Raw genomic sequence first — 21,209 nt, 5'->3', positions numbered from 1 at the left:
ATCATCCCTTCATTGGATCAATTTGGATCAATATATGGAAACAACCGCTTCCTTGGCCATTTTGTTACGCCAATATATGGACGAAGTAGGGTGGAGTGAGCGCCAATTAGCTGAGAGGGCGAACATCCCACGCGGTACTATTCGCAATTGGTTGCGCGGCGTCGTGAAGAAACCGCGTAACTGGCGCGACCTGATTCAAACTGCTGCCGCAATGCGGCTCGAAATTAGCCAAGTCAATCAGTTACTTGCATCCGCGAACCACCCCCCCTTTGTTGACCTTTGGCACCAAACACAAAGCGAATCAGACAAGAAATGGCTGCGTCCCTGGATGACAAAGCTACAAGAGCAGCAAACGAGAGCCCCTTTTCAGGTTATTCCCGACATACCATATTTTGTTGGGCGTGAACGTGAATTGGCTGCGTTGCGCGCTAAGCTACGGCAAGAAAGCCATACAACGCTTTATGTGCTTCACGGCATGGGTGGGGTGGGCAAAACAACATTGGCAGCACGGCTAGCATATGAATGCCGCCATCACTTTCCAGACGGTGTCCTCTGGGCGCGCGTAGACACTTCATCCGTGATGTCAATTTTAAGTCTATTTGCTGATGCATATAATGTTTCGGTTCATCAATACAGCGATGAAGCAACGCGCAGCCAGGCGGTACGCAACTTGCTGGCAGGCAAGCAAGCGCTGATTATTCTAGATAATGTGGAGCGAAGTGAGCAGGTTCGCTCTTTGCTGCCCCCAACAGGCAATTGTGCTGTGCTGTTAACCACACGCAATCGCAATCTGCGGGTTGCCAGAGGAGCGTCTCATTTCCACATACGGCCGTTGTCTACAAAACGCAAAGAAGCCCTGATACTTTTCTCTCGTATCATTGGTGATTCAGTCGTGCATACAAAAAAAGAATCATTTGGGGATATTGCTGCTTTGTTAGGGCATCTGCCCCTGGCAATTGCTATCATTGCTGGACGTTTAGCATATGAACCAGGTTGGACAACTGCGCGGATTTTGCAACAGCTCAAAGAGACAAAAAGGCGGTTAGATGCCGTTTCCGATGAAGATCAATCTATTCATGCGACATTCAAGGTTAGTTATGCTGCCCTTCCAGTTCGTTTGCAATCTTTTTTTGCGGCACTTGGCATTTTTGAGGGAGATGATTTTGATCTGGATGCTATAACGGCCGTTACCAACACTACCTTAGAGGAAGCACATACCAACGTTATACAGCTATGCAGTTTATCCTTAATGCAACACGGAAAAAATGATCGTTTCTATTTGCACCCTTTATTAAAAGATTATGCCAAATTGCAACTCAACGATCCCCATGTTCATGAGCGAGCCGTCCGGCATTTTCTGGCCTACCTACAAAAGCACAAAAATGATTACGATGCCGTTGAGCTGGAATTTCAAAATACAATAGGTGTTCTGGAACAAGCGTATGAACATGGACATTATTCATTATATGTTGAAGGTGTTCGTGATATTTCCCAATATTTATCTATTCGCGGCCTTTATGATATTGCTGCGTTCCATCTAACACGCGCCTGCCAAGTAGCTGGCAAAACCGATGATTTGCCAAATCTTGTTAAGTTAAGCAATCGTCTGGGTCAGCTAGAAATTCGTTGGGGCAATGTGCAAAAAGGGATAGAGTCGCACCAAAAAAGCCTTCAACTGGCATATACCTCAGAGGAACCGGAGCTCATTGGCGAAGCCTACAAATATTTGGGTATGGCATATCATCAGCAAGGTGAATATGAGCAAGCAGAACGATTTTGGTCTGACGGTGTAGAACTGGCGCAAAAACACCAATTGACACAACTGCATTGCACTTTACTCAACGGCTTAGGTGCCTTAGCTGTTAATGACAAGGCAGATTTTGAGCAGGCAAAACGATTATATGAAGAAGGCTTAGCGCTAGCACAACAGCTTGAGGATAAGCCGACAAGTGCGCTCATTTTGATGAATTTGGGATTTTTAGCCTTTCGTGCTGGCGACTACAAGCAAACAAAGCGATGCTACGATGAAAGTTGCGACTTAGCCAACGCAGTTGGCTTTCGTCTGTTGCAGGCAATTTTGAGCCAGAGACAAGCCCATTTGCATATGGCACACATTGGTGATTACGGTCAAGCAGGCCAAACCTTAATTGCCGGGGAGGCAATTGCTCAAGAGCTAAATAACCCGAGAGTTTTGACTTTGCTCGTAACTGCATTGGGAGAATGCTCATGGCAGCTACGTGACTTACCTCAGGCAGAGGCATATTTCTCCCGAGCACTTGAGCTGACAAAGTCAGTAGGGGATGCAGATTTACTCATTGATGTGTTGCGACACAAGGCGAACTTAGCTATCCTGCAAAACGAATTTCTGCAGGCAGGGTCCTATCTTGAGCAAGCAACTGCTTTAGCAGAGCAAGTGCGTGACCCATGGTACCATTGCCACATCCTGCTAAGTAAAGGGAGCTTATCACTTGCTCAAGAGAAGTTATCTTTTGCGGATTCCAATTGGCATATGGCACTAGAAATGGCAGAAAAATACGCTTTTAAAGCGCAAGTAGGCTTTGCCCAATTTGGCTTGGCTCTACTTGCCTTCGCCAATGGTGATAAAGATGCGATGCTGACGTATGGGCAAAACAGTCTGGCAACTTTTACGAAAATAGATCATGTGCATCAAAAAGCTGTGCAGCAGTGGCTTTCAGACCCGCGACATATTCGGTTTTTGTAACATAGACCACCGATGTTTGAATATATGGAAACCCGTTCGCAAGAACCAGAACAATGCAAATATAATAGCGAATACAATGTAGGTCTCCATAATTATCTGTTCTAAAAAAGCAAAGGATAAGGTATCTGTTTTTGTGGTTAGCCGCTGTAGAAGATCAAAAATGAGAGATGGATAGGCAAGAATGTGAGGCCACCTTAAAGCCAGTCCCTGTGTGAGAAAGTAAACGGCCGTAACCACGCTCACCAGCGTGTAACTAAAAACAGCAACAGAAATCAAGGTGGGCCAGGGTAATGCTTTTGTTGTACGGTCGTTTATCTTGTGCCACAAATGAGTTAAAATAGTGAGTCGCTGCTGATCTAGGTTTGTAACCCCCAGCAAATCGGAGATGATCCAGTAACCGTCCATCTTGAACACCGGAAGTAACGTAAATAGCGAACTGACCAGAATGGCCACAACGGCGGCGTGCAACGGTTCCCACTTTGTAACTAAGTAGAGGCCCCCGTAAGCACCACACACAATAATTTGAAAATAAAGGCCGCCCAATGCAACCACAATGCGCTGCAAACGGGGAAGACGCCAGCCGGCCGAAACGTCGCTGAAGAATACTGGCACGATCCAGTAAGCAGCTATACCAATGCCCCCTGGCTTTTCCCCGAAAGAAAGCAGAGCAGTGGCATGCCCAACCTCATGGAAAAAAAAGCCCAACAGTAGCAGGGCAAATGAGGCAAATGATGGCATGAAGCGCCACGAATCTGGTTGATTGAGAAACGCGGCAATAATGGCTGCCACACTTATGAGCAGCAAAGCCGCATTGATGGGATAAAACAACCGAGTCAGCGGTCGGCCTACTTTTTTCACAAATGCCTTTGGCAAAATTGTCCATGTAAACCAAAAGCCAGTTAACCGGGTTGTTGAAGATATTTCCTGAGATTTTATCTTCTTTACCAACTTTTCATAGGCAACAGCGACGTCTTGAGCAGCAACAGATTTGTTCTGTTGTGTGGTCATTATTGCTGCGATTTCAGCAAAAGTTAGCCCATTATTCACTGCTTGAAGCAAAGCATGGGCGCTGGCAGACAGCTTAACATATGCACCATTTTTTGTTTTTAGTGCGTATTGCTGAACATTTTCAGAGGTTGCCAAGCGAAAAGAAGTTAAAGCCTGCTCATCCTTGTCCACGAAGCATCTCCTACATTAAAATTTATAAACAGGTTGCCCATTTGTATCAATGACACAACCAGCGCCAGACAAATTTAGACGCTCTTCAAGGGATTCCACATGCAATTCATCGAGGTCAAGCAAAGCGAGGTCTTTTTGCAGTTGCAAGAGATTCATTTCTGTTTCTTTAAGGCTCTTTTTCAAGTGGGGATTCCGCTTCTGGTTCATGATTAGGTTTTCTCCTTTTAGCCTAAATACCAATATTATTGCCAATTTATCAGGTTCTGAAAATAGAAACTAGCCCCAATTTGGATCAATCACTAATGTTATGTGTGTTACGCGCTTGCTTTGGTCGGTATCTTCATCGTAAAAGGTACGCAAATACTTTAAGAAGATTTAAATCCCTTGACAGAGGTGGATTTTTTATCTACACTTACTTTATTCAATGATTAAAGTAACTTTGTTTGCTTTCAAGGAAAATAAGACTCTGTGGCTCGTTTACGAAAAGGCAACCGCGATCTAATTAAAGACATCAACCGCAGCTTGGTATTGAATCTCATCAAAAACCGAGGGCCGATCTCGCGCACAGATCTCATTCGTCAATCTAACCTGAGCGCGGGTACAATTTCCAACATCGCCAGCAGCCTCATCGCCGACGGGATTGTGCAGGAAATGGGGGAGGGTGAATCTAGCGGCGGGCGTCGCCCCGTTTTCTTGCGGCTGAACCACCGAGCCGGTTTTGTTATCGGCTTGAAGCTCATGGAAGAGGCAATTATGGTTGCCGTCACCGACCTTGACGCGAAGGTGATCTTCCATCAAGTGCTTCCTCTCAACATAGATAGCCCCTCGCCTAGCCCTGAAGATGTGTTAACGGCCGTTATCCAAGCCATTGAAAACACGCTCGCTGCATCGGCCGTTGAACGCTCGCGGGTCGTTGGCATTGGTATTGGCATGGCCGGGGTGATTGACGGCGAAAAAGGCATTTGCCATTACTCCCCTTATTTCGCCTGGCGCGATGTAGACATTGCCAGCCCTATTGCCACCCATTTTGACTTACCTGTTTACGTAGAAAATGATGTTAATACTTTGACCATTGTGGAGAGATGGTTTGGATACGGCCGTGACATTCCCCATTTCATCGTTGTCACCATCGGCCGAGGTGTTGGCGCAGGGATTGTCATGAACGGGCAATTTTATCGCGGCGCGTTTGGCGGTGCGGGCGAATTTGGTCATATCACCATGCTTGACGGCGACCCGCCCGTTACGTTGGAGCAACTGGCCTCCGACAATGCTATTTTGCATTATGCTCAGGAACTGGTTGCACAAGGAAGTGACACCGCCTTATCTTCTGTAGAAAACCTAAATTTAGCGACAATTGTACAGGCTGCTGATGAAGGCGACTTGTTAGCCCAAAATTTGCTGGCTGATGCCGGTCGTTGGCTGGGCATTGGCATATCCACGCTGGTCAACCTCCTCAATCCGCAATTAATCATTGTCGGCGGCGAGGGGGTGCAGGCCGGAAATTGGCGATTAGAACCGATGCGGGAGGCGATTCATAAGCATGGGTTTAACGGTTTGGCAAGTAGTTTGGAAATTGTTATTGAGCCGTTAGGCGATAAAACTTGGGCTAGAGGCGCGGCCAGCCTCGTTCTAGGCGAGTTATTCAAGTCCCCGGTGTTGAAATAAGGGTGTAGTTATATTTTTTTGCCCCTCTTTCTTCATTCAGTGAATTAAGTTGATTAGAGCTCGGTGATTCGCTCAGTCTCTAATCTCTGGCAAAAGGAGAAAAACCTATGGCAGGAGATAAAGGATGGAACAAATATCTTTGGGTGAGCGTGTTTCTTTTACCCAGCCTAATTGGGCTGCTGCTTTTTACAGTGATGCCCATTTTATCCTCGCTAGGGCTGACACTCTTTGAATGGGACTTGTTGACCGCGCCCAACTTTGTGGGGACGAACAATTTTAAGCGTTTGTTTGCCGATGAGGATTTCTGGCGGGCGTTAAAAAACACGCTGACCTACATTGTCTCTTACATCCCCTTTGTGATGGCCGGCTCGCTGGCGATTGCCATCATCCTCAATCAAAAGCTGAAAGGGGTGATGTTTTTCCGAGCTTCATTTTTTATCCCCGTTGTTTCTGCATGGGTAGCGATTGCCTTGCTGTGGAAATGGATTTTCAATCCCCGTTTTGGCCTTTTGAACTTTGCCCTCAGTCTGGTGGGGATTGAGGGGCCGGCATGGTTGTTCGATCCGCAGTGGGCGATGTCAGCGGTGGTGATTACGAGTGTGTGGAAAGACCTCGGCTTCTTGATGGTGATGTTTTTGGCCGGATTGCAGGGCATCCCCAATGTGTATTACGAAGCGGCCTCGATAGACGGGGCCAGCAAATGGCAAACGTTCTGGCGGATTACGCTTCCCTTGCTGTCACCAACAGCCTTTTTTGCCCTGATTATTTCGTTGATTAACTCGTTCCAAGTATTCGATCAGGTGTGGATTATGACGGAAGGGGGGCCAGCCGGAGCCACAAGTGTGTTGGTGGAATTGATTGTGAAAAATGCATTCAGCTATAGCCGGATGGGATACGCCTCGGCATTGTCTTGGATTCTTTTCTTGCTGGTTTTTGCGGTGACGGTGGTGCAAATGCGTTTGCAAAGGAAGTGGGTAGCATATGAGTGATTTAACTTTGAAACGGGAAGATGCAGCGGGTAAAAAACTGCTTTTTTACACCTTGCTGTTGGCAGCGGCTCTTATGATGTTGATCCCGTTTTTCTGGATGATTTCCACCTCATTGAAGACCGACGAATATGTGTTGTCCATTCCGCTGCAATTCATCCCGCGCCCGTTGACTTTTGATAGTTACACGCGCTTGACAGAAATTTTCCCCATGCCGCGCATGTTTTGGAACAGCCTTGTGGTCGCTGTTTTGACCACTGCTGGACAACTTATTGTTAGCGCAATGGCGGCGTATGCTTTTGCCCGAATTGAATTTCGTGGTCGCAACGCATTGTTTGTGCTTTATCTGGCAACATTGATGATCCCTTCCCAAGTAACCATCATTCCCCTGTTTATCCTGATGCGTTACTTAGGCTGGATTAACACCTATCCAGGGTTGATTATTCCCGGCGTTTTTAGTGCGTTTGGCACGTTTTTGTTGCGGCAATTTTTCCTGACCCTGCCCAAAGAGTTGGAAGAGGCTGCTTTTATTGATGGCGCGTCACGCTGGACGATTTTCTGGCGCATCATTATGCCTTTGTCACGGCCGTCTTTAGCGACGTTGGGTGTTTTTGCTTTCATGGGGTCGTGGAATGCCTTTTTGTGGCCGCTCTTTATTGTGCGGAATGAGCAGTTGATGACGTTGCCGGTTGGGTTGGCGACCTTACACGGCCGTTGGTTAACCCAATGGAATCTCGTCATGGCGGGAGCTGTTATCACCATCATTCCCATGCTGATTGTGTACCTGTTTGCCCAACGTTACTTTGTGCAAGGCGTAGTAACGACTGGACTAAAGGGGTAGGTGCTGTGATGCAAAGAGGTGCTTATGGTTAGATACGCAATTTATTGATCAAACAGTAACTGTTCAGTCCCAGAGGTGACAGTCACTTCAAAATGGCTTGGATGTTGCCATCGCCTTTGGAAAAAAGTGACTGTCACCTGAACGCTCACGTCAAACATAACTATTTTATCAAATTTCTAATGAGGAGAATGAAATGAAACAAAAATCTACTTTTCTATTTATTGTGATGATTTTATTAGTTGCATTGCTGGCTATTGGTTGTTCATCTGGGGAAACTGCCACCCCTAGTGAAGAAAGTAGCGCTGCCGAATCTGTAGCTGATACAGATGATTCAACGGCCGAGGAACCGTCAGCAGAACCGATAACAATTACTTACTTTACTTTTTCGGCCGCGCCAGACCACCTGGGTGAACTGGATCAGATGATTGCCATTTTTGAGGAGCAAAATCCGGGCATTAACGTTGAGGTTGAAACAGCCCCATTTGACGAATATTTCACCAAATTGCAAGCGCTCATTGCTGGTGGTGAAGCCCCCGATGTGTTTGAGCTGAACTATGAAAACTTTGTCACCTTTGCCGCAAAAGGGGTTTTGGCCGATTTAACACCACTGGCGGAAGCCGATGCAGATTATTCGGCCGATGTTTTTTACCCTCGCTCATTGGAGGCATTTAACTATAACGGCCGTCAACTAGCCCTCCCCGCTACCTTCTCCACCGTCGTCATGTTCTACAACAAAGATATGTTCGATGCCGCCGGTGTGGATTACCCCACAAACGACTGGTCATGGGATGATGCCGTCGCCGCCGCCGCGCCAATGACCGATGCCAATGCTGGCGTTTGGGGCTTGCATTCAGGCATTCAGTTCTGGGAATTCTATAAAAAAGCAGCGCAAAACGGCTGTGAATTCTTCAATGAAGATATGACCGAAGTGACGATTGATTCCCCCGCTTGTGTGGAAACGCTGCAAACGATGATTGACTTCATTGAAACCGACGGCGTGATGCCCAGCGATACCGATATGGCCGGTTTGTCCGATGGCGACATGTTCACCTCGCAACAAATCGCCATGACTGTAACCGGTATCTGGATGTTTGCGGCCTTTGCTGATGCGCCGTTTGAGTGGGATATTGCCGTTGAGCCGGGGATGGAAACGCAGGCTACCCATTTCTTCTCCAACGGGGTTTCTGTTTTTGCAGCCACCGAACAGCGGGAGGCGGCATGGGCATGGGCGAGATTCTTCACCTCTAGCTCCGACATGGCGAACATTCGTATTGAGTCGGGCTGGGAACTGCCGACGCTGAATAACCCGGAATATGTGGAAGGGTATTTGGCACAGACGCCGCCCAACAGTCGTCAAGTTGTTTTCGATTCGCTGAACTACGCCATTGTGCCGCCCGTGATTGAACGGCAAAACGAAATGCAAGATGCCGTGAATCAGCTTTTGGATCAGGTCAAGTTGGGTGAATTAACGCCAGAAGAAGCATTGGCTGAAGCGAAAGTACAAATCGAAGAGTTGTTACCGTAGGAAATAATGAATTGTGAATAATTAACAATGAATTGTGAAGTGAAGTGCTTTCGCAATTCACAATTCATTGTTCACAATTCGTTATTCATTATTATGAACCTTTACCAACACAGTATTCAGGTTCTTTTAGACAGCCAGGCAGAAAGTGGCGCATTTATTGCTTCACACGCTTTTCCATCTTACCAGTACAGTTGGTTTCGGGACAGCAGTTTTGTTGCTTATGCACTGTGTCGGGTAGGGCATCCTGAGAAAGCCCGCAGATATTTTCTGTGGTCAGCGCAAACGATTCAGCAATACGGCTGGAAGGCAGAGCAGGCAGTTGCCAGAATTCAGAATGGCGAGCGGCTGGGGTCTGATGAGTATTTGCATACGCGGTATACGGCCGTTGGCAAAGAAGCGGACGGCTTGTGGTGGGATTTTCAGCTTGATGGGTTTGGAACGTGGCTGTGGGCGCTGGCTGAATACGTCAAATGGACGGGAGACAACGCCATCGTTGCCAAAGTGGCCGACGAACTGCGACTGGTTCATCGTTATCTCAGCCATTTGTGGCAGCAACCTAATTATGACTGTTGGGAAGAGTTATCTCAACATCTTCATTCCTATACGTTGGCGGCTATTCATGCGGGGCTTTGTGGTGCCGCGGTTTTGCTGCCCGAACTGGAATCGCAGGTGGCGGAAACGACAGCGGATATTCGGGAGTTGATGTTGACGGTTGGGGTGGAAAACGGCCGTTTCTCCAAATCATTCACCCTCGTCCAACCACCGCAAAGTGCCCTGCAAGCGCCGCAAAACGTTTTTCACGATGCGGTAGAAACCGACCAGCTACGGCACAGTGCCGAAGCCAGCCTGATTGGCATTGCTACCCCTTACAACCTTTTCCCAGCCGATGAACCGCATCTGAAAGCCACCATCACCCAAATAGAAGCCGATTTGCACCGACCAAACGGCGGCGTTTATCGTTATTTGGGAGATACTTATTATGGCGGCGGCGAATGGGTACTTTTGGGCGCGTGGTTGGGCTGGCATTATGCGAGAAACGGCCGTATCGTCCAAGCCCAGGTGCTAAGAAACTGGGTCGAAGCGCAAGCTGATCAAAATGGCAATTTGCCAGAACAAGTTTCCGATCATCTGTTGGCTCCAGATCGTTTTGCCGAATGGTGTGAACGATGGGGGGCAATTGCCAAACCGTTGGCTTGGTCGCACGCCATGTACTTGATTTTGTGTGAGGAATTGAAAGTATATGAGCAAAACTGCTGAACTGATTCATCGCCCTTTAGGTGATCGGCATCCGTATGAAAATGCGGCCGATGAGCGCGTTCCCAGACATCCCCGCTCCCACGACACGGTAGAGATTCGGGTACTAACGCGCCCCATTGGAGCCATCCAGAAAGCGCAAGTTGCCTATTGGGACACAGACCATCCAGAACAGGTAAGGAGAAAAGAACTCACCTTCTTGGAAAGCGTAGCTAAAGAAGGTGCTTTTACCGAAGATGGTCATCTCAGCGAAGCGGCCGCTCGCGCCGGGCTGGTCGTGGGGGTGGATAGATGGCAGGCCAAACTGCCGCCTTTCCCCGCTGGAACCAAAGTCTGTTATCAGATAACGGCCGTAACTGAAAACCAATCGCTCACCAGCCCAATTTATGCCTACACAGTCCGCAAACTGGTTCCCCTCCACGAAATTGTGGGCATTTATCAGGGCGCAAATTCTGTGACGATTGTTTTGCAAAATGCAGAAGCTGGCGGCGATGGCTACCTGCATTTGCGAGTCGCCGGTGAAAGTCATGTACAGGTTGAAGCAGGCCACGGCAATTGCCCACAACTCGAAAAAAATAAACTTATTCAACTAGAAGATGCTGTGTCTACGCTCCGGTTTGGAACTGTAGGCGTTCAAGTAGAAGCCAACCCGTTCAACCTGCAACTATTTTATCAAGACAAATTACTCTTTTCCGGCATGAAAGCCCCTCAACTAATCATTGGCGATGATGAAATGGCCGAAGCAATCATTTTTTCCTTTGATAGTCCACAAGATGAGGCATTCTACGGTTTTGGCGAACGGTTCAACGCCCTCAATCAGCGCGATCAACGGCTCGATGTGCGCGTTTATGAGCAGTATAAAAATCATGGGCGGCGAACGTACCTGCCCATGCCGTTGCTTATTTCATCAAGAGGTTATGGACTGCTGGTAAACAGCCTGCGTTATTCCGTCTTCGATCTGGCTCATGACGATCCGGAACGCTGGACGCTGCAAACAGAATTAGGCGCAGAGACACAGATTACGCTCGATATTCTGCTGGGTGACGACACGCAACTGCTCGATCTCGTTGCTCGTTTGAATGCGCTGACTGGTCGCCCTGTTTTGCCCCCCAATTGGGCTTTTGGCTTATGGATGAGCAGCAATGAGTGGAACAGTCAGGCGCGTGTTGAAGAAATCATGCGGCAAAATGAACAGCACAAAATTCCAACCTCGGTTATTGTGCTGGAAGCATGGAGCGATGAGAACAGTTTCTACATTTGGAATGATGCACAATATGAGCCGAAACCAGGGTGTGAATGCTTTCAGTACGCAGATTTTGATTTCCTCTCTGATGGATTGTGGCCTGATCCCAAAGGGATGATTGAAAACCTCCACCAACAGGGCTTGCGGGTTTTGCTCTGGCAGATTCCGGTTCTCAAGATGAACGAGGATAGCCATGCTCAACTGGCGAATGACAGGGAATATATGCTGGAGCAAGGATATTGTGTGCGGCGTGAGGATGGGGAGGCTTATGAGATACGGCCGTTTTGGTTCCAAAATGGTTTGCTAATGGATTTCACTCATCCTCAAGGTGTTGAGTGGTGGATGCAGAAGCGCAAATATCTGTTGACTGAACTGGGCATTGATGGCTTCAAAACCGATGGCGGCGAGCATATTTGGGGACGCGATTTACTTTTTGCCGATGGTCGCGGCAGCGATGAAACCTGGAACGAGTATCCAAACCTTTATGCTGGTGCTTACTTCAATTTTGCTCGCAAACACAAGCCCGACGCAATCACCTTCAGTCGTGCCGGCTACACAGGAGCACAATCATTCCCCTGTCATTGGGCAGGCGATGAAAACTCAACTTGGGAAGCGTTCCGACACTCGATTTTGGCTGGGCTAAACGCGGGCATCTCCGGTGTGCCCTTTTGGGGGTGGGATTTTGCTGGCTTTAGTGGTGAAATTCCAACGGCCGAACTCTATCTACGCGCCACTGCAATGGCCACCTTCTGCCCCATCATGCAATATCATTCTGAGTACAATCATCACCGTCGGCCATCTAATGATCGCACGCCGTGGAATATCCAGGAACGCACCGGCGATACAGATGTCATTCCCACCTTTCGCTTCTTTGCCAACCTACGCATGAACCTGCTCCCCTACATCATTAGCGAAGCCTGGCTTTCTAGCCAAACCGGCATTCCCATGATGCGTGCCTTGTCGCTGGCCTTCCCCACAGATGCCCAATGCCATCAATTTCCCTACCAATACCTGTTTGGTTCCGCTTTGCTCGTTGCGCCAGTGGTTGAGGAAGGCGTGAGCCAATGGCCTGTATATCTGCCTGCCGGAGATTGGTACGACTTTTGGATGGGCGAGGATTATGCAGGCGATCAAACGCTTGACTATACCGTTCCCAAAGAGCGCATCCCCGTGTTTGTGCGCGGCGGAACCATTCTACCACTCAATTTAGATGATTCGTTTGCGCTGGGTGGCGATGTCGGCAATATAGTTGATCAGTGCCACAATCTATGTTTCAGAATTTACCCCGACCAAGCGGGCTTCGTAGAAGTATGACAACATCAAGGCTGTGGCGGGGAACCTGCATTGGCAGGAATTGTATTGCCATCTGGCACTGCTCGTAACTCCTCACACGGAACAAAGTTGACATCTTCCCACATATACCCTCGCTCATTAAATGTTTCGATGTTATCAATCCATCGCTTCTCACCATTATCGAGCAGGTAGATGTGGGGGCTGCGATGACATTTAAGAAGCACAGGGCTCGGCTCTTCAAACACAACGCGCTGAACTGTTAAAGGCAGCGTCTCGATTTGCCCCTGATTGACATTAAAAAACCACGGGGTGGTCAGGATAATGATTATTACCCAGGCGGTGTAAACGGCCGTTCCCAAACTAAACGTCCGGTACAGCCCTTCTAACCACTGGTTGGCCCTGGCTTGCCACTGCATTGCCAGCACCAGCGCCAGCAGACCAATGTTGATCACATTCCAACCAATAAAAGCCATACGATTTGGGGTCAGACGGTCATTGATCGTGCGAAAAATGATGGCTGATAGCGCGTAAAGGCTTACAACCAGCGTCAAAACCGTTACGCCTAGAACTAGCCGTCGTAGCCAGCGGTCTCGTTCAGGGGGGCTGTCTGTTGGATGCAAAATGGTTGCGCCAACCAGCAGACCCACCACGGCAAACAGCATGACGTTGTATGTGATGAGAACATCACGATTGTCGAACGGCGCACGGAAATTTGCTGGTATAAAGCCAATGTAGATGATCAATACCAGGAAGGTTAAGGGCAATAGCACCTGCATCACAGCCGAAATCAGCCGCTGAAACCCCTGGAAAGAAGATTGCTCCTTTGGCGGCAGCGTAGGATTGTAAATAATGGCTGGCGCAATCACCGAAACAATGCCAAGGCCGCCCCCAAACAGAAGCTGCATCAAACTTTCAGAAAAATCCACATTCAGCGCATCAAAAAGGTCAATGGTGATGCCAAAAAATGCAAACAGCACTCCTACGAAAATGCCACCCACTACAATGACCTCGGCAGATTTAAGCAAAAACTGAAGGCGGCTCTTTGCATCTCGGTGGCGGAATAGGAAGAAGATGCCCACGCAGACCCAGGCTAAAATTGGCAGGTGGATGAGAGCGAGGGTGAGATATTGTTCCTGAAACGGCCGTACCCCCGTGCGTCCATAAATAAAATAGACATAGCCTGCAGCAATCAGCGGAATGGTGGCGGAAACGGCCGTTATTCGCCAATTTTGCTTGTTCATATGGGCAAAATAAATAAGCAGGAAAAGTGCGGTTAGCGGCGCACCGACTAGAAACACAATTGGTAAGAAATCCTGCGGGGCATTGGGGCCACCGACGAGTTGCATCGTAAATTGCTCCTCCTGAAGCAACCACCAAAAAAGCAAGCCATTTAAAAGCGCCAGGGGAAGCACCCAGGACCATTCAACAATGAGCTGCTTGGCCTTTTTGGCAGCAAATTGCAGCCGATGGAACCAGCCCGCCAACAACAAATTGCTGGGTGCATCCTGGAAATTGGCATCAATTGCCTGCTGGAACGCCTTTTTTTGCCCAGCTTTTACAGCATCCTGATAAAGTTGTTCCAATTCTGCTGGATTTTCAGAAAGTGCCTTCACTGCGTCGTGATAAGACATAATTTCTCCTTCAATGTGTAAATTGAAAAGTGCTGCAATATGCTCAATGAACACTGTTTTTGTTAGGTCAAGAGCGGTTTGCAGAAGAAAATGGAGCAGAACGGCCGTGTTGCCATCCTGCAAAATCACCCGCACCTCATCCCGAAATAGCTGAACCATCCATATGCCATACTCTTGCCGAAAATGTGTTGGGTAAGCGTAAAGCAGCAGCCGGTAACAGCGGATGAGCCACTCCAAAATGGTGGATTGTGCCGAGACGCCGCGTTGCATTAATAGCTCACTGCTGCCTGTGCCGGATTGTCTCCCGGAATGAATTGTTTGCTGTGAGCTTGCCGAAGCTGCTCTTCTAATCGTGCCACTTCGGCCGTTAGCACCCGCTGGCCAAAATCAGTGAGCCGGTAGTAGCGGCGACGCTCATCATCTAGTTCGGGGTCTGGCCTGTCGTCTGTTTCTTGGATGAGTCCGCGTTCAAGTAGTCGCTTAATGGCACCGTACAGCGTACCGGCCATAATGCGGATACGGCCGTTCGTCCGTGCCTCAATCTCTTTAATGATGCCGTAGCCGTGCCGCTCTTTGTCGGCCAGGGCCAGCAGAATGTGGAAGACGGTAGGGGTAAGGGGAAGATGGTTTTCGGGGGTCGGTGTCGCTGAACTCATAAGCAGATGCCTCCAAAATTATAACGCGTCACTATATAGTGACGCTATATAGTTTATGAAAGCAGCAGCCAGATGTCAAGCTACACGGCTAGCAGGGTGGGGGAGATTCCTATTTCTTCTTGAAATTATTGATCAAGGCTTGTTTTCGCTCCCACAAATTTTGTGAAAGCGAAACGTGGTAAATGTGGGGGTTAATTAAGCGGCGCACGCCAGAATCTAGTCGATCAATATCGGCGCGGCGCTGCTGACGAATTTGCTCCAGCGTGGGCAGTTCGTAAACCAGATTCCCTTCTTCCCAAACAGTTGTAAGCAGCGGCTCAATGTTGGAAACGGCCGTTCCCGCCAACGAGCGGTTTATGCGTGAATCCACCGGATGTTGCAAAACGAGCGGATCCATTTCAGTGGGGTTTTCATCATCGAGCGTGAGTAAATCGGCCGTGGCCAAACCACGCTTATCATAAACGCGCCAAACGTTTTTATGGCCAGGATTTGGCGTTTTGACCGGGTTTTCTGACATTTTGATCGCAGGAACCCACTCATCCTGCTCCTGAACAGCCACCAATTTATACACACCGTCCAGCGCACCATCGCCAGCCGAGGTAATGAGACTGGTGCCAACGCCATAAACCAAGCGCTTCATAACCTTCCGGGCGTCCATGCCGCTGCGTGCTGCCTCATCCCGGATTTGCGCCAAAATTTGCAAAATTGCCAGCTCATCAAGCTGGTTAGACAGTACAATGCTCGCATCAGGGTAACCAGCCTGGTTTAGCAGCTTAGCAGACTGCACCGACAAATAAGCCAGATCGCCAGAATCCAACCGAATGCCAATCGGTTCATGCCCCTTTTGCCGCAGTTCATCAAAAACGGTGATGGCGTTGGGCAAGCCGCTTTCTAGGGTGTTGATCGTATCTACAAGCAGCAGGCAATCATCTGGATAAACGTCCGCATAGGCGCGGAAGGCGGCAAGTTCACCTTCGCCGAGGGCCATAAACAACTGCACCATGCTATGGGCGTGGGTACCTTTTGGCTCAAAGCCCAACACGCCAGAAATGCCAGTGTTGGAACTGAAATCTGCGCCACCAATTAAAGCCGCTCTGGCACCAGCGTTTACGCCACGTTCCTGCCCGCGCCGCATGCCAAATTCCAGCATGAGTTGGCCACGCCCCGCATGGTGAATGCGGGCGGCGCGGGTGGCGATGAGGGTGGGGTAGTTGAGCATGTTGAGCAAGGGCGTTTCCAAGATTTGCGCCATCGCTAGTGAGCCTTGGACGGTTGTTAATGGCACATTTGGATGAACGACTCGGCCTTCGGGAATGGCCCGCAAGGTTAAACTACTAAAATGCCCATTTTGGCGCAGCCAATCCAGAAAATCATCTTCAAAGAGGCGTTTGCCCGTTTGCCCGGTTTGATGGCGTAGAAACGTGATTTCTCTATCGCCGAAGCGGGCTTCCCGCATCCAATCAATTAGCCATTCAAGGCCAGCACTGATGCAATATCCGGCCTTGTGCGCGCCATAATCCGGGTAGCTGCGGAAAAAATGGTCAAACTGAACTGTTTTTTCGTGCAGACCCATCCGAAAATAGAGATGGGCCATGGTGAGTTGGTACATGTCGGTGAACAAGATGCCTTCGGCGATTGATTTGTCTAAGGTTTTCATGCGGGGATTATAGCATGGGGTTTCGTATTCTTAGACAACAATGCGGTAAGTCTCGTAGCTGCCTTCTTCCCCATAGAAAAACGGCCGTCCCACACGTTGGATCAACATCCGCATACCCGTATTTTGCGGCAAAACATATGCTTCCAGGAAGGTAACGCTTGCTTTTTTAGCGCGTTTCAGCAGTTGTTTTAGCAAGATTTTGCCCAAGCCCAGTCGCTGACAATTATCTACGATGCTCATTGCAAACTCTGGTAGCTGGTCGCCATGTTGCACGTAGTAGGCAAAGCCCAACGGCCGTATGCCATCTTCACGGCTATCATCCAACACGTAGGCCAGCAGCCCAAAGCCAGATTCTTCACATTGAACGGCCGTTTGCTGGGCAAACTCTGTACATAAGGCATCTGTCAGGTGGGTATTGAAGCGCAGAAAGCGGCTGTTAGCGCTCATGTTGGTGTAGATTTCACAAATTAGCTTGGCATCACAGCTGCAAATTTGGCGCAAGCGAACGGCTGTACCATCTTTTAGCAGGGCGGTCTGATTGTCGAAGCGGCGCAGAACGCGAGGCAGCCATTGTGGCGTTTGGATAATTTGAAAGATTGGCGTTGTGATTGTGGATAGCATGTCACTGTCTCCTGTTGAGTTGTGATTGATAACTGCATTGTTGCCCATCTACGTGACACAAACGTGACAAATCGCACCACTTTTGCCGAAAAATAACCGTACATATTTTATAGGTATGTACAGAATGTGCATTTTGTTGTATACTTACAGCATGAGTTCACCAAGTGAGGCTTCAAACGAAAGCGGTTTGATTTTGAGTACAGAAGTTGAGGAGATGCGAGGGATACGGCCGTTCCCCAACACATCACTCGAAACCGCCGGACAACTGGCCAATCAAGTTGCTGGTCACGCCATCTATAACCGCTACCTCAGCCAAAAGTCTGCCAACACGCTCAAGCGCCACGCCCGCGATTTGGAGCTTTTTGCCGAATATTTACTGGATGTGGGGATCATGCCAGAGCACGGTGCGGATTTTCAGACCAATCCTAAGGCGTGGCTCGGCGTGACGTGGGGCATTGTCGAAGGATTCATCGCTTGGCAACTACAGGAGGGCTATGCCGTGACAACTGTCAATGCCCGGCTGTCCACCGTGAAGGTCTACGCGCAAATGGCGGTCAAGGCTGGCACAGTTCCCCGCGAAGAAGGCATGTTGATTCAATCAGTCAAAGGGTTTTCGCGCTCTGGGGCTGCCAATGTGGATGCAAAACGGCCGCAAACCCGAATTAAGGACGTGACTTACACTTACAAACCAGATGGCCAAAAGCAAACCGTTGTAGTGAGTCGTCGCAACACAAAAAAACGCCACCCCGTCCTGCTTACCAGGCAAGATGCTCATTTGCTGCGGCAGGTGCGTAATGATTCTCCACAGGCAGTGCGCGATGCCTTGCTGGTTAGCTTGTTGCTGGACCACGGTTTACGCGCCAGCGAGTTGGCACTGCTCAAAGCGAGCGATATAAATTTAACTCGCGGCACCATTCATTTTTACCGCCCTAAAGTGAAAGGCACTGCCCACGAATGGACAACGCACAAATTAACTCAAAAAGCACATGAACTTTGTCGGGAATACCTCAACCAGCATTACCCCCCCACCCTGTTACCAGATGGCCCATTAATTTTGACCACGACAAGGCTCAAGCGTAATGGTGCGGGTGGTCAGCTTCTTCAAAAAGGGATGAACCGAGTGCGGCTAAGCGAGCGAGTGGCCTGGCTGGGTAAGCAAATTGGCTTGTCTAAGCTCTCAGCGCATGATTGCCGCCACTTTTGCGCTACGCAAATGGCCCAAATGGGTTACGGTGTGGATGAGTTGATGGCCTGGTTTGGCTGGACGAGCGCACAAACGGCCGTTCGTTACATCGCCTCGGCAGAAGTACAAAAACGTTACAAAGGATGAGCTTCATGGAATTTCCCTGGGCAGCAGAAGATGTTCCCTTTGTAGACACCAAGCAGATGATTGAAGTCGATCGCGCTATGATTGAAGATTTCCACATCGAGCTCATCCAGATGATGGAAAATGCCGGACGTAATCTGGCACATTTGGCTCGTCATCGTTTCTTAGACGGCGATCCGCGCGGCAAAACCGTTATTGTGCTGGCTGGAACGGGCGGCAACGGCGGCGGTGCGTTGGTTGCTGCTCGTCGCTTGCATAATTATGGCGCAACGGTGCAGGTATTCCTCACAAAACCAGATGAAGCCTTTACACCGGTTCCTGGCCACCAACTGGATATCTTGCGCCGCATGAACCTGCCAATTGGGTTTGTAGCTGATTTGGAAAAGCCTGTGGTGAGTGGAGTCGAAGCGGCCGTTTCCGCAGACCTCATCCTTGATGGCATCATTGGATACAGTTTGCAAGGTGCGCCACGCGGCGCTGCCACTGAACTAATTCGCTGGGCTAACCAGCAAAATGCACCTATCTTAGCCCTTGATGCACCTTCTGGTGTGGGCACAACCAGCGGTACCGTTTTCACCCCTGCCATTCAGGCCACGGCAACTATGACCCTAGCGTTGCCCAAAGCGGGCTTGCTAGCCAACGGCGTTGCCGCGCAGGTTGGCGAACTATATCTGGCAGATATCAGCGTCCCACCAGACCTTTATTCAGAACCAGCTTTGCAGCTTAATGTAGGGCAGCTTTTCGCCCAAAGTGACATCATTCGCCTTAAATAAATTGTCATATGGGTAAAGAGATGGAGCATTCACAAGAACAAGGCAATCTTTGGGGAGCACAGGCCTGGGATTGGACATATTTGTTTGAACCAATGAGCAAACCGTTGTGGACAGCCATGCTGGATTCAGCAAATGTTCAAGCTGGAACAGAATTTATTGATCTTGGCTGTGGTGGCGGGGGAGCTAGCCTATTGGCCGCGCAGCGGGGAGCGCATGTTTCAGGATTAGATGCTGCAGACGCTTTAATCCAAATTGCTCATAAACGCCTTCCCCGTGGAGATTTTCGCGTTGGCGATTTGGAGTCGCTGCCTTTTAATGACAATCGTTTTGACGTAACCTTTTCATCCCTGTCGCTAATGTTTGCCAACAATTGGGCAACTGCACTTTCTGAGATGAAGCGCGTCACTTCTTCGGGAGAACGTGTGACGATTGGTATTTGGGGAGTTCCAGAGGATTGTGAATACCGACACATTCTAAAGGCAATAGCCAACACGCTGCCATTCCTACCAACCGGCAGTGGGCCTTTTGCCCTCTCTGAACGCAATCTCCTAGAAAATATGATGATAACTGCAGGGCTAGAAATTCTAGAACGTGGTGATGTGAGTGTCCCCTTCCAATTTTCGGACTTTGAAACAATGTGGCGGACAGTAAACTCTGTAGGGCCAATGCAAGCTGCGAAGCAATTGGTAAGTGAAGAAACGTTAAAAACTGCTATTTTGCAGGCCACACAACCATTCCAAGCTGATAACGGCAATATTCTCTTTAATAATCGACTCAAATATGTGACGGCCGTTGCCTGAAGGGTTTTTACTATGAATGAATCGTCACCCGAACCGGAAACAATTACCCGCCTCCTTGATGCAGTTTATCCATCATTTGCCCTGCTGGCCGGGATGGAGCTTGATCTATTTACATCTTTGAGGGATAGCCCCCTAACTGCTAAACAACTTGCCAACCAGCTTGGTGTGCAAACCACCAAACTTAGGCCGCTGCTCTACGCGTTGGTCGTTGCAGGCTTATTAATTGTCGAAGACGATCTGTTTTCTAATACGCCCGAATCTGACCATTACTTGGTGCGTGGACAGCCCACCTACCTCGGCGGACGACAGCAGCTTACTAAAGGCAACTGGCGCAGGGTGCTCAGAACCGCAGAAACCATCCGCGCTGGCGCGCCGCAAGAAAATGTCGATTATCATCAACCGTCGCAGGCAGAAATGGTGGCATTCTTTCGCGGACTTTATCCAGGTGCTGTGGCAGATGCCTATGCGCTGATGGCGCATGTTGATTTCTCAACTTACGACACGCTGCTCGATGTTGGCGGTGGGTCGGGTGCGTTAGCAATCACGATTGCCCAGGCCAATCCTCAGCTCAAAGCCACTGTTCTGGAGCTACATTCAATCACGTCTATTACCCAAAACTTCATTGATGAAGCCAACATTGCTGACCGTGTGGCAGTCCTGGCTGGGGATGCAGTTCATGATTCGCTACCTGGATTATATGATTGTGTTGTGCTGCGCCACGTTATACAGGTTCTCTCAGAACATGAAAATCGTGCCCTTTTAAAAAATCTAGCGACTGTGCTTAAACCAGGCGGTACGATCTATCTAATTGGGTGGATGCTTGACAACTCGCGTCTATCGCCGCAAAACATAGTAGGTTACAATCTGGTGCTCTTGTCTGCCTACAAAGATGGACAAGCGTATACTGAAGAGGAACTTCATGCTTGGCTAGTTGAGGCAGGTTATGTAGGTTTCGAGCGTGTTGTGATGGCAAATGGGGCTAGCATTGTCAAGTCCACAGTGAACTCCAAATAAGTGTAAACAAAGATGAGGCAAC

At 49.1% G+C, this 21,209-nt stretch carries 17 protein-coding genes; 11 read left to right on the top strand and 6 right to left on the bottom strand.

What is annotated here, in order from left to right; translation table 11 throughout:
- Positions 1–34 precede the first annotated feature (34 nt).
- Positions 35–2,722: an NB-ARC domain-containing protein gene (locus tag ACOQPM_RS04340; protein ID WP_420628003.1), complete on the top strand. Its 2,688-nt coding sequence runs from the start codon at positions 35–37 to the stop codon at positions 2,720–2,722.
- On the opposite strand, the gene ACOQPM_RS04335 is transcribed toward ACOQPM_RS04340, so the two are convergent.
- Together ACOQPM_RS04335 and ACOQPM_RS04330 are read right to left on the bottom strand one after the other, a co-directional pair.
- Positions 2,693–3,901 carry a hypothetical protein gene (locus tag ACOQPM_RS04335; protein WP_420628002.1) on the bottom strand — a complete coding sequence of 403 codons (1,209 nt, stop codon included), beginning with the start codon at positions 3,899–3,901 and terminating at the stop codon, positions 2,693–2,695. The two genes, ACOQPM_RS04340 and ACOQPM_RS04335, sit on opposite strands and share 30 nt — an antisense overlap.
- A gap of 15 nt (positions 3,902–3,916) precedes the next feature.
- On the bottom strand, positions 3,917–4,108 hold the full coding sequence (locus ACOQPM_RS04330; protein ID WP_420628001.1) for a hypothetical protein: 192 nt from the start codon (positions 4,106–4,108) through the stop codon (positions 3,917–3,919).
- Between the two features lie 261 nt (positions 4,109–4,369).
- On the opposite strand from ACOQPM_RS04330, the gene ACOQPM_RS04325 reads away from it, so the two are divergent.
- The 6 genes from ACOQPM_RS04325 to ACOQPM_RS04300 all read left to right on the top strand — a co-directional run bounded on the left by ACOQPM_RS04325 (position 4,370) and on the right by ACOQPM_RS04300 (position 12,729).
- The gene (locus ACOQPM_RS04325; protein WP_420628000.1) at positions 4,370–5,566 is read left to right on the top strand and encodes an ROK family transcriptional regulator; all 1,197 of its coding nucleotides are present in this window, start codon (positions 4,370–4,372) and stop codon (positions 5,564–5,566) included.
- A gap of 107 nt (positions 5,567–5,673) precedes the next feature.
- Entirely contained in the window at positions 5,674–6,555 is an 882-nt protein-coding gene (locus ACOQPM_RS04320; RefSeq protein ID WP_420627999.1) for a carbohydrate ABC transporter permease, read from the top strand.
- Complete coding sequence (locus tag ACOQPM_RS04315) at positions 6,548–7,393, top strand: carbohydrate ABC transporter permease (protein ID WP_420627998.1); 846 nt, start codon at positions 6,548–6,550, stop codon at positions 7,391–7,393. The genes ACOQPM_RS04320 and ACOQPM_RS04315 overlap by 8 nt, the downstream gene beginning before the upstream one ends.
- 193 nt (positions 7,394–7,586) lie before the next feature.
- Positions 7,587–8,918 carry an ABC transporter substrate-binding protein gene (locus tag ACOQPM_RS04310; protein WP_420627997.1) on the top strand — a complete coding sequence of 444 codons (1,332 nt, stop codon included), beginning with the start codon at positions 7,587–7,589 and terminating at the stop codon, positions 8,916–8,918.
- Between the two features lie 93 nt (positions 8,919–9,011).
- Positions 9,012–10,175, top strand: a complete 1,164-nt coding sequence (locus ACOQPM_RS04305) for a glycoside hydrolase family 15 protein (protein ID WP_420627996.1) — start codon at positions 9,012–9,014, stop codon at positions 10,173–10,175.
- Complete coding sequence (locus tag ACOQPM_RS04300; RefSeq protein WP_420627995.1) at positions 10,159–12,729, top strand: TIM-barrel domain-containing protein; 2,571 nt, start codon at positions 10,159–10,161, stop codon at positions 12,727–12,729. Before ACOQPM_RS04305 ends, ACOQPM_RS04300 begins: the two co-directional genes overlap by 17 nt.
- Before the next feature lie 5 nt (positions 12,730–12,734).
- Here the strand turns inward: ACOQPM_RS04300 and ACOQPM_RS04295 are convergent, their stop codons facing one another.
- The 4 genes from ACOQPM_RS04295 to ACOQPM_RS04280 form a co-directional block, all read right to left on the bottom strand.
- Complete coding sequence (locus tag ACOQPM_RS04295) at positions 12,735–14,609, bottom strand: hypothetical protein (RefSeq protein WP_420627994.1); 1,875 nt, start codon at positions 14,607–14,609, stop codon at positions 12,735–12,737.
- Positions 14,609–14,995 carry a PadR family transcriptional regulator gene (locus ACOQPM_RS04290; RefSeq protein ID WP_420627993.1) on the bottom strand — a complete coding sequence of 129 codons (387 nt, stop codon included), beginning with the start codon at positions 14,993–14,995 and terminating at the stop codon, positions 14,609–14,611. Before ACOQPM_RS04290 ends, ACOQPM_RS04295 begins: the two co-directional genes overlap by 1 nt.
- Positions 14,996–15,104: 109 nt before the next feature.
- The gene (locus ACOQPM_RS04285; RefSeq protein ID WP_420627992.1) at positions 15,105–16,652 is read right to left on the bottom strand and encodes a nicotinate phosphoribosyltransferase; all 1,548 of its coding nucleotides are present in this window, start codon (positions 16,650–16,652) and stop codon (positions 15,105–15,107) included.
- Between the two features lie 30 nt (positions 16,653–16,682).
- Positions 16,683–17,273 (bottom strand): GNAT family N-acetyltransferase, encoded by a 591-nt coding sequence (locus ACOQPM_RS04280; protein ID WP_420627991.1) that lies wholly within the window; start codon positions 17,271–17,273, stop codon positions 16,683–16,685.
- 151 nt (positions 17,274–17,424) lie between these two features.
- Between ACOQPM_RS04280 and ACOQPM_RS04275 the strand changes: the two genes are divergently transcribed.
- From ACOQPM_RS04275 to ACOQPM_RS04260, 4 genes are read left to right on the top strand one after another with little or no spacing between them, the layout of a single operon-like run.
- Entirely contained in the window at positions 17,425–18,603 is a 1,179-nt protein-coding gene (locus ACOQPM_RS04275; protein ID WP_420627990.1) for a tyrosine-type recombinase/integrase, read from the top strand.
- A gap of 5 nt (positions 18,604–18,608) precedes the next feature.
- Positions 18,609–19,373, top strand: a complete 765-nt coding sequence (locus ACOQPM_RS04270) for an NAD(P)H-hydrate epimerase (RefSeq protein ID WP_420627989.1) — start codon at positions 18,609–18,611, stop codon at positions 19,371–19,373.
- Positions 19,374–19,381: 8 nt separating this feature from the next.
- A complete protein-coding gene (locus ACOQPM_RS04265; protein ID WP_420627988.1) occupies positions 19,382–20,173 on the top strand; it encodes a class I SAM-dependent methyltransferase in 792 nt (263 codons plus the stop codon).
- Between the two features lie 12 nt (positions 20,174–20,185).
- Positions 20,186–21,187 carry a methyltransferase gene (locus ACOQPM_RS04260; RefSeq protein ID WP_420627987.1) on the top strand — a complete coding sequence of 334 codons (1,002 nt, stop codon included), beginning with the start codon at positions 20,186–20,188 and terminating at the stop codon, positions 21,185–21,187.
- Positions 21,188–21,209 lie beyond the last annotated feature (22 nt).

Source organism: Candidatus Leptofilum sp. (assembly GCF_965223525.1).
Lineage (GTDB): Bacteria > Chloroflexota > Anaerolineae > Promineifilales > Promineifilaceae > Leptofilum.
This window is presented reverse-complemented; position numbering and strand designations above follow the sequence as displayed.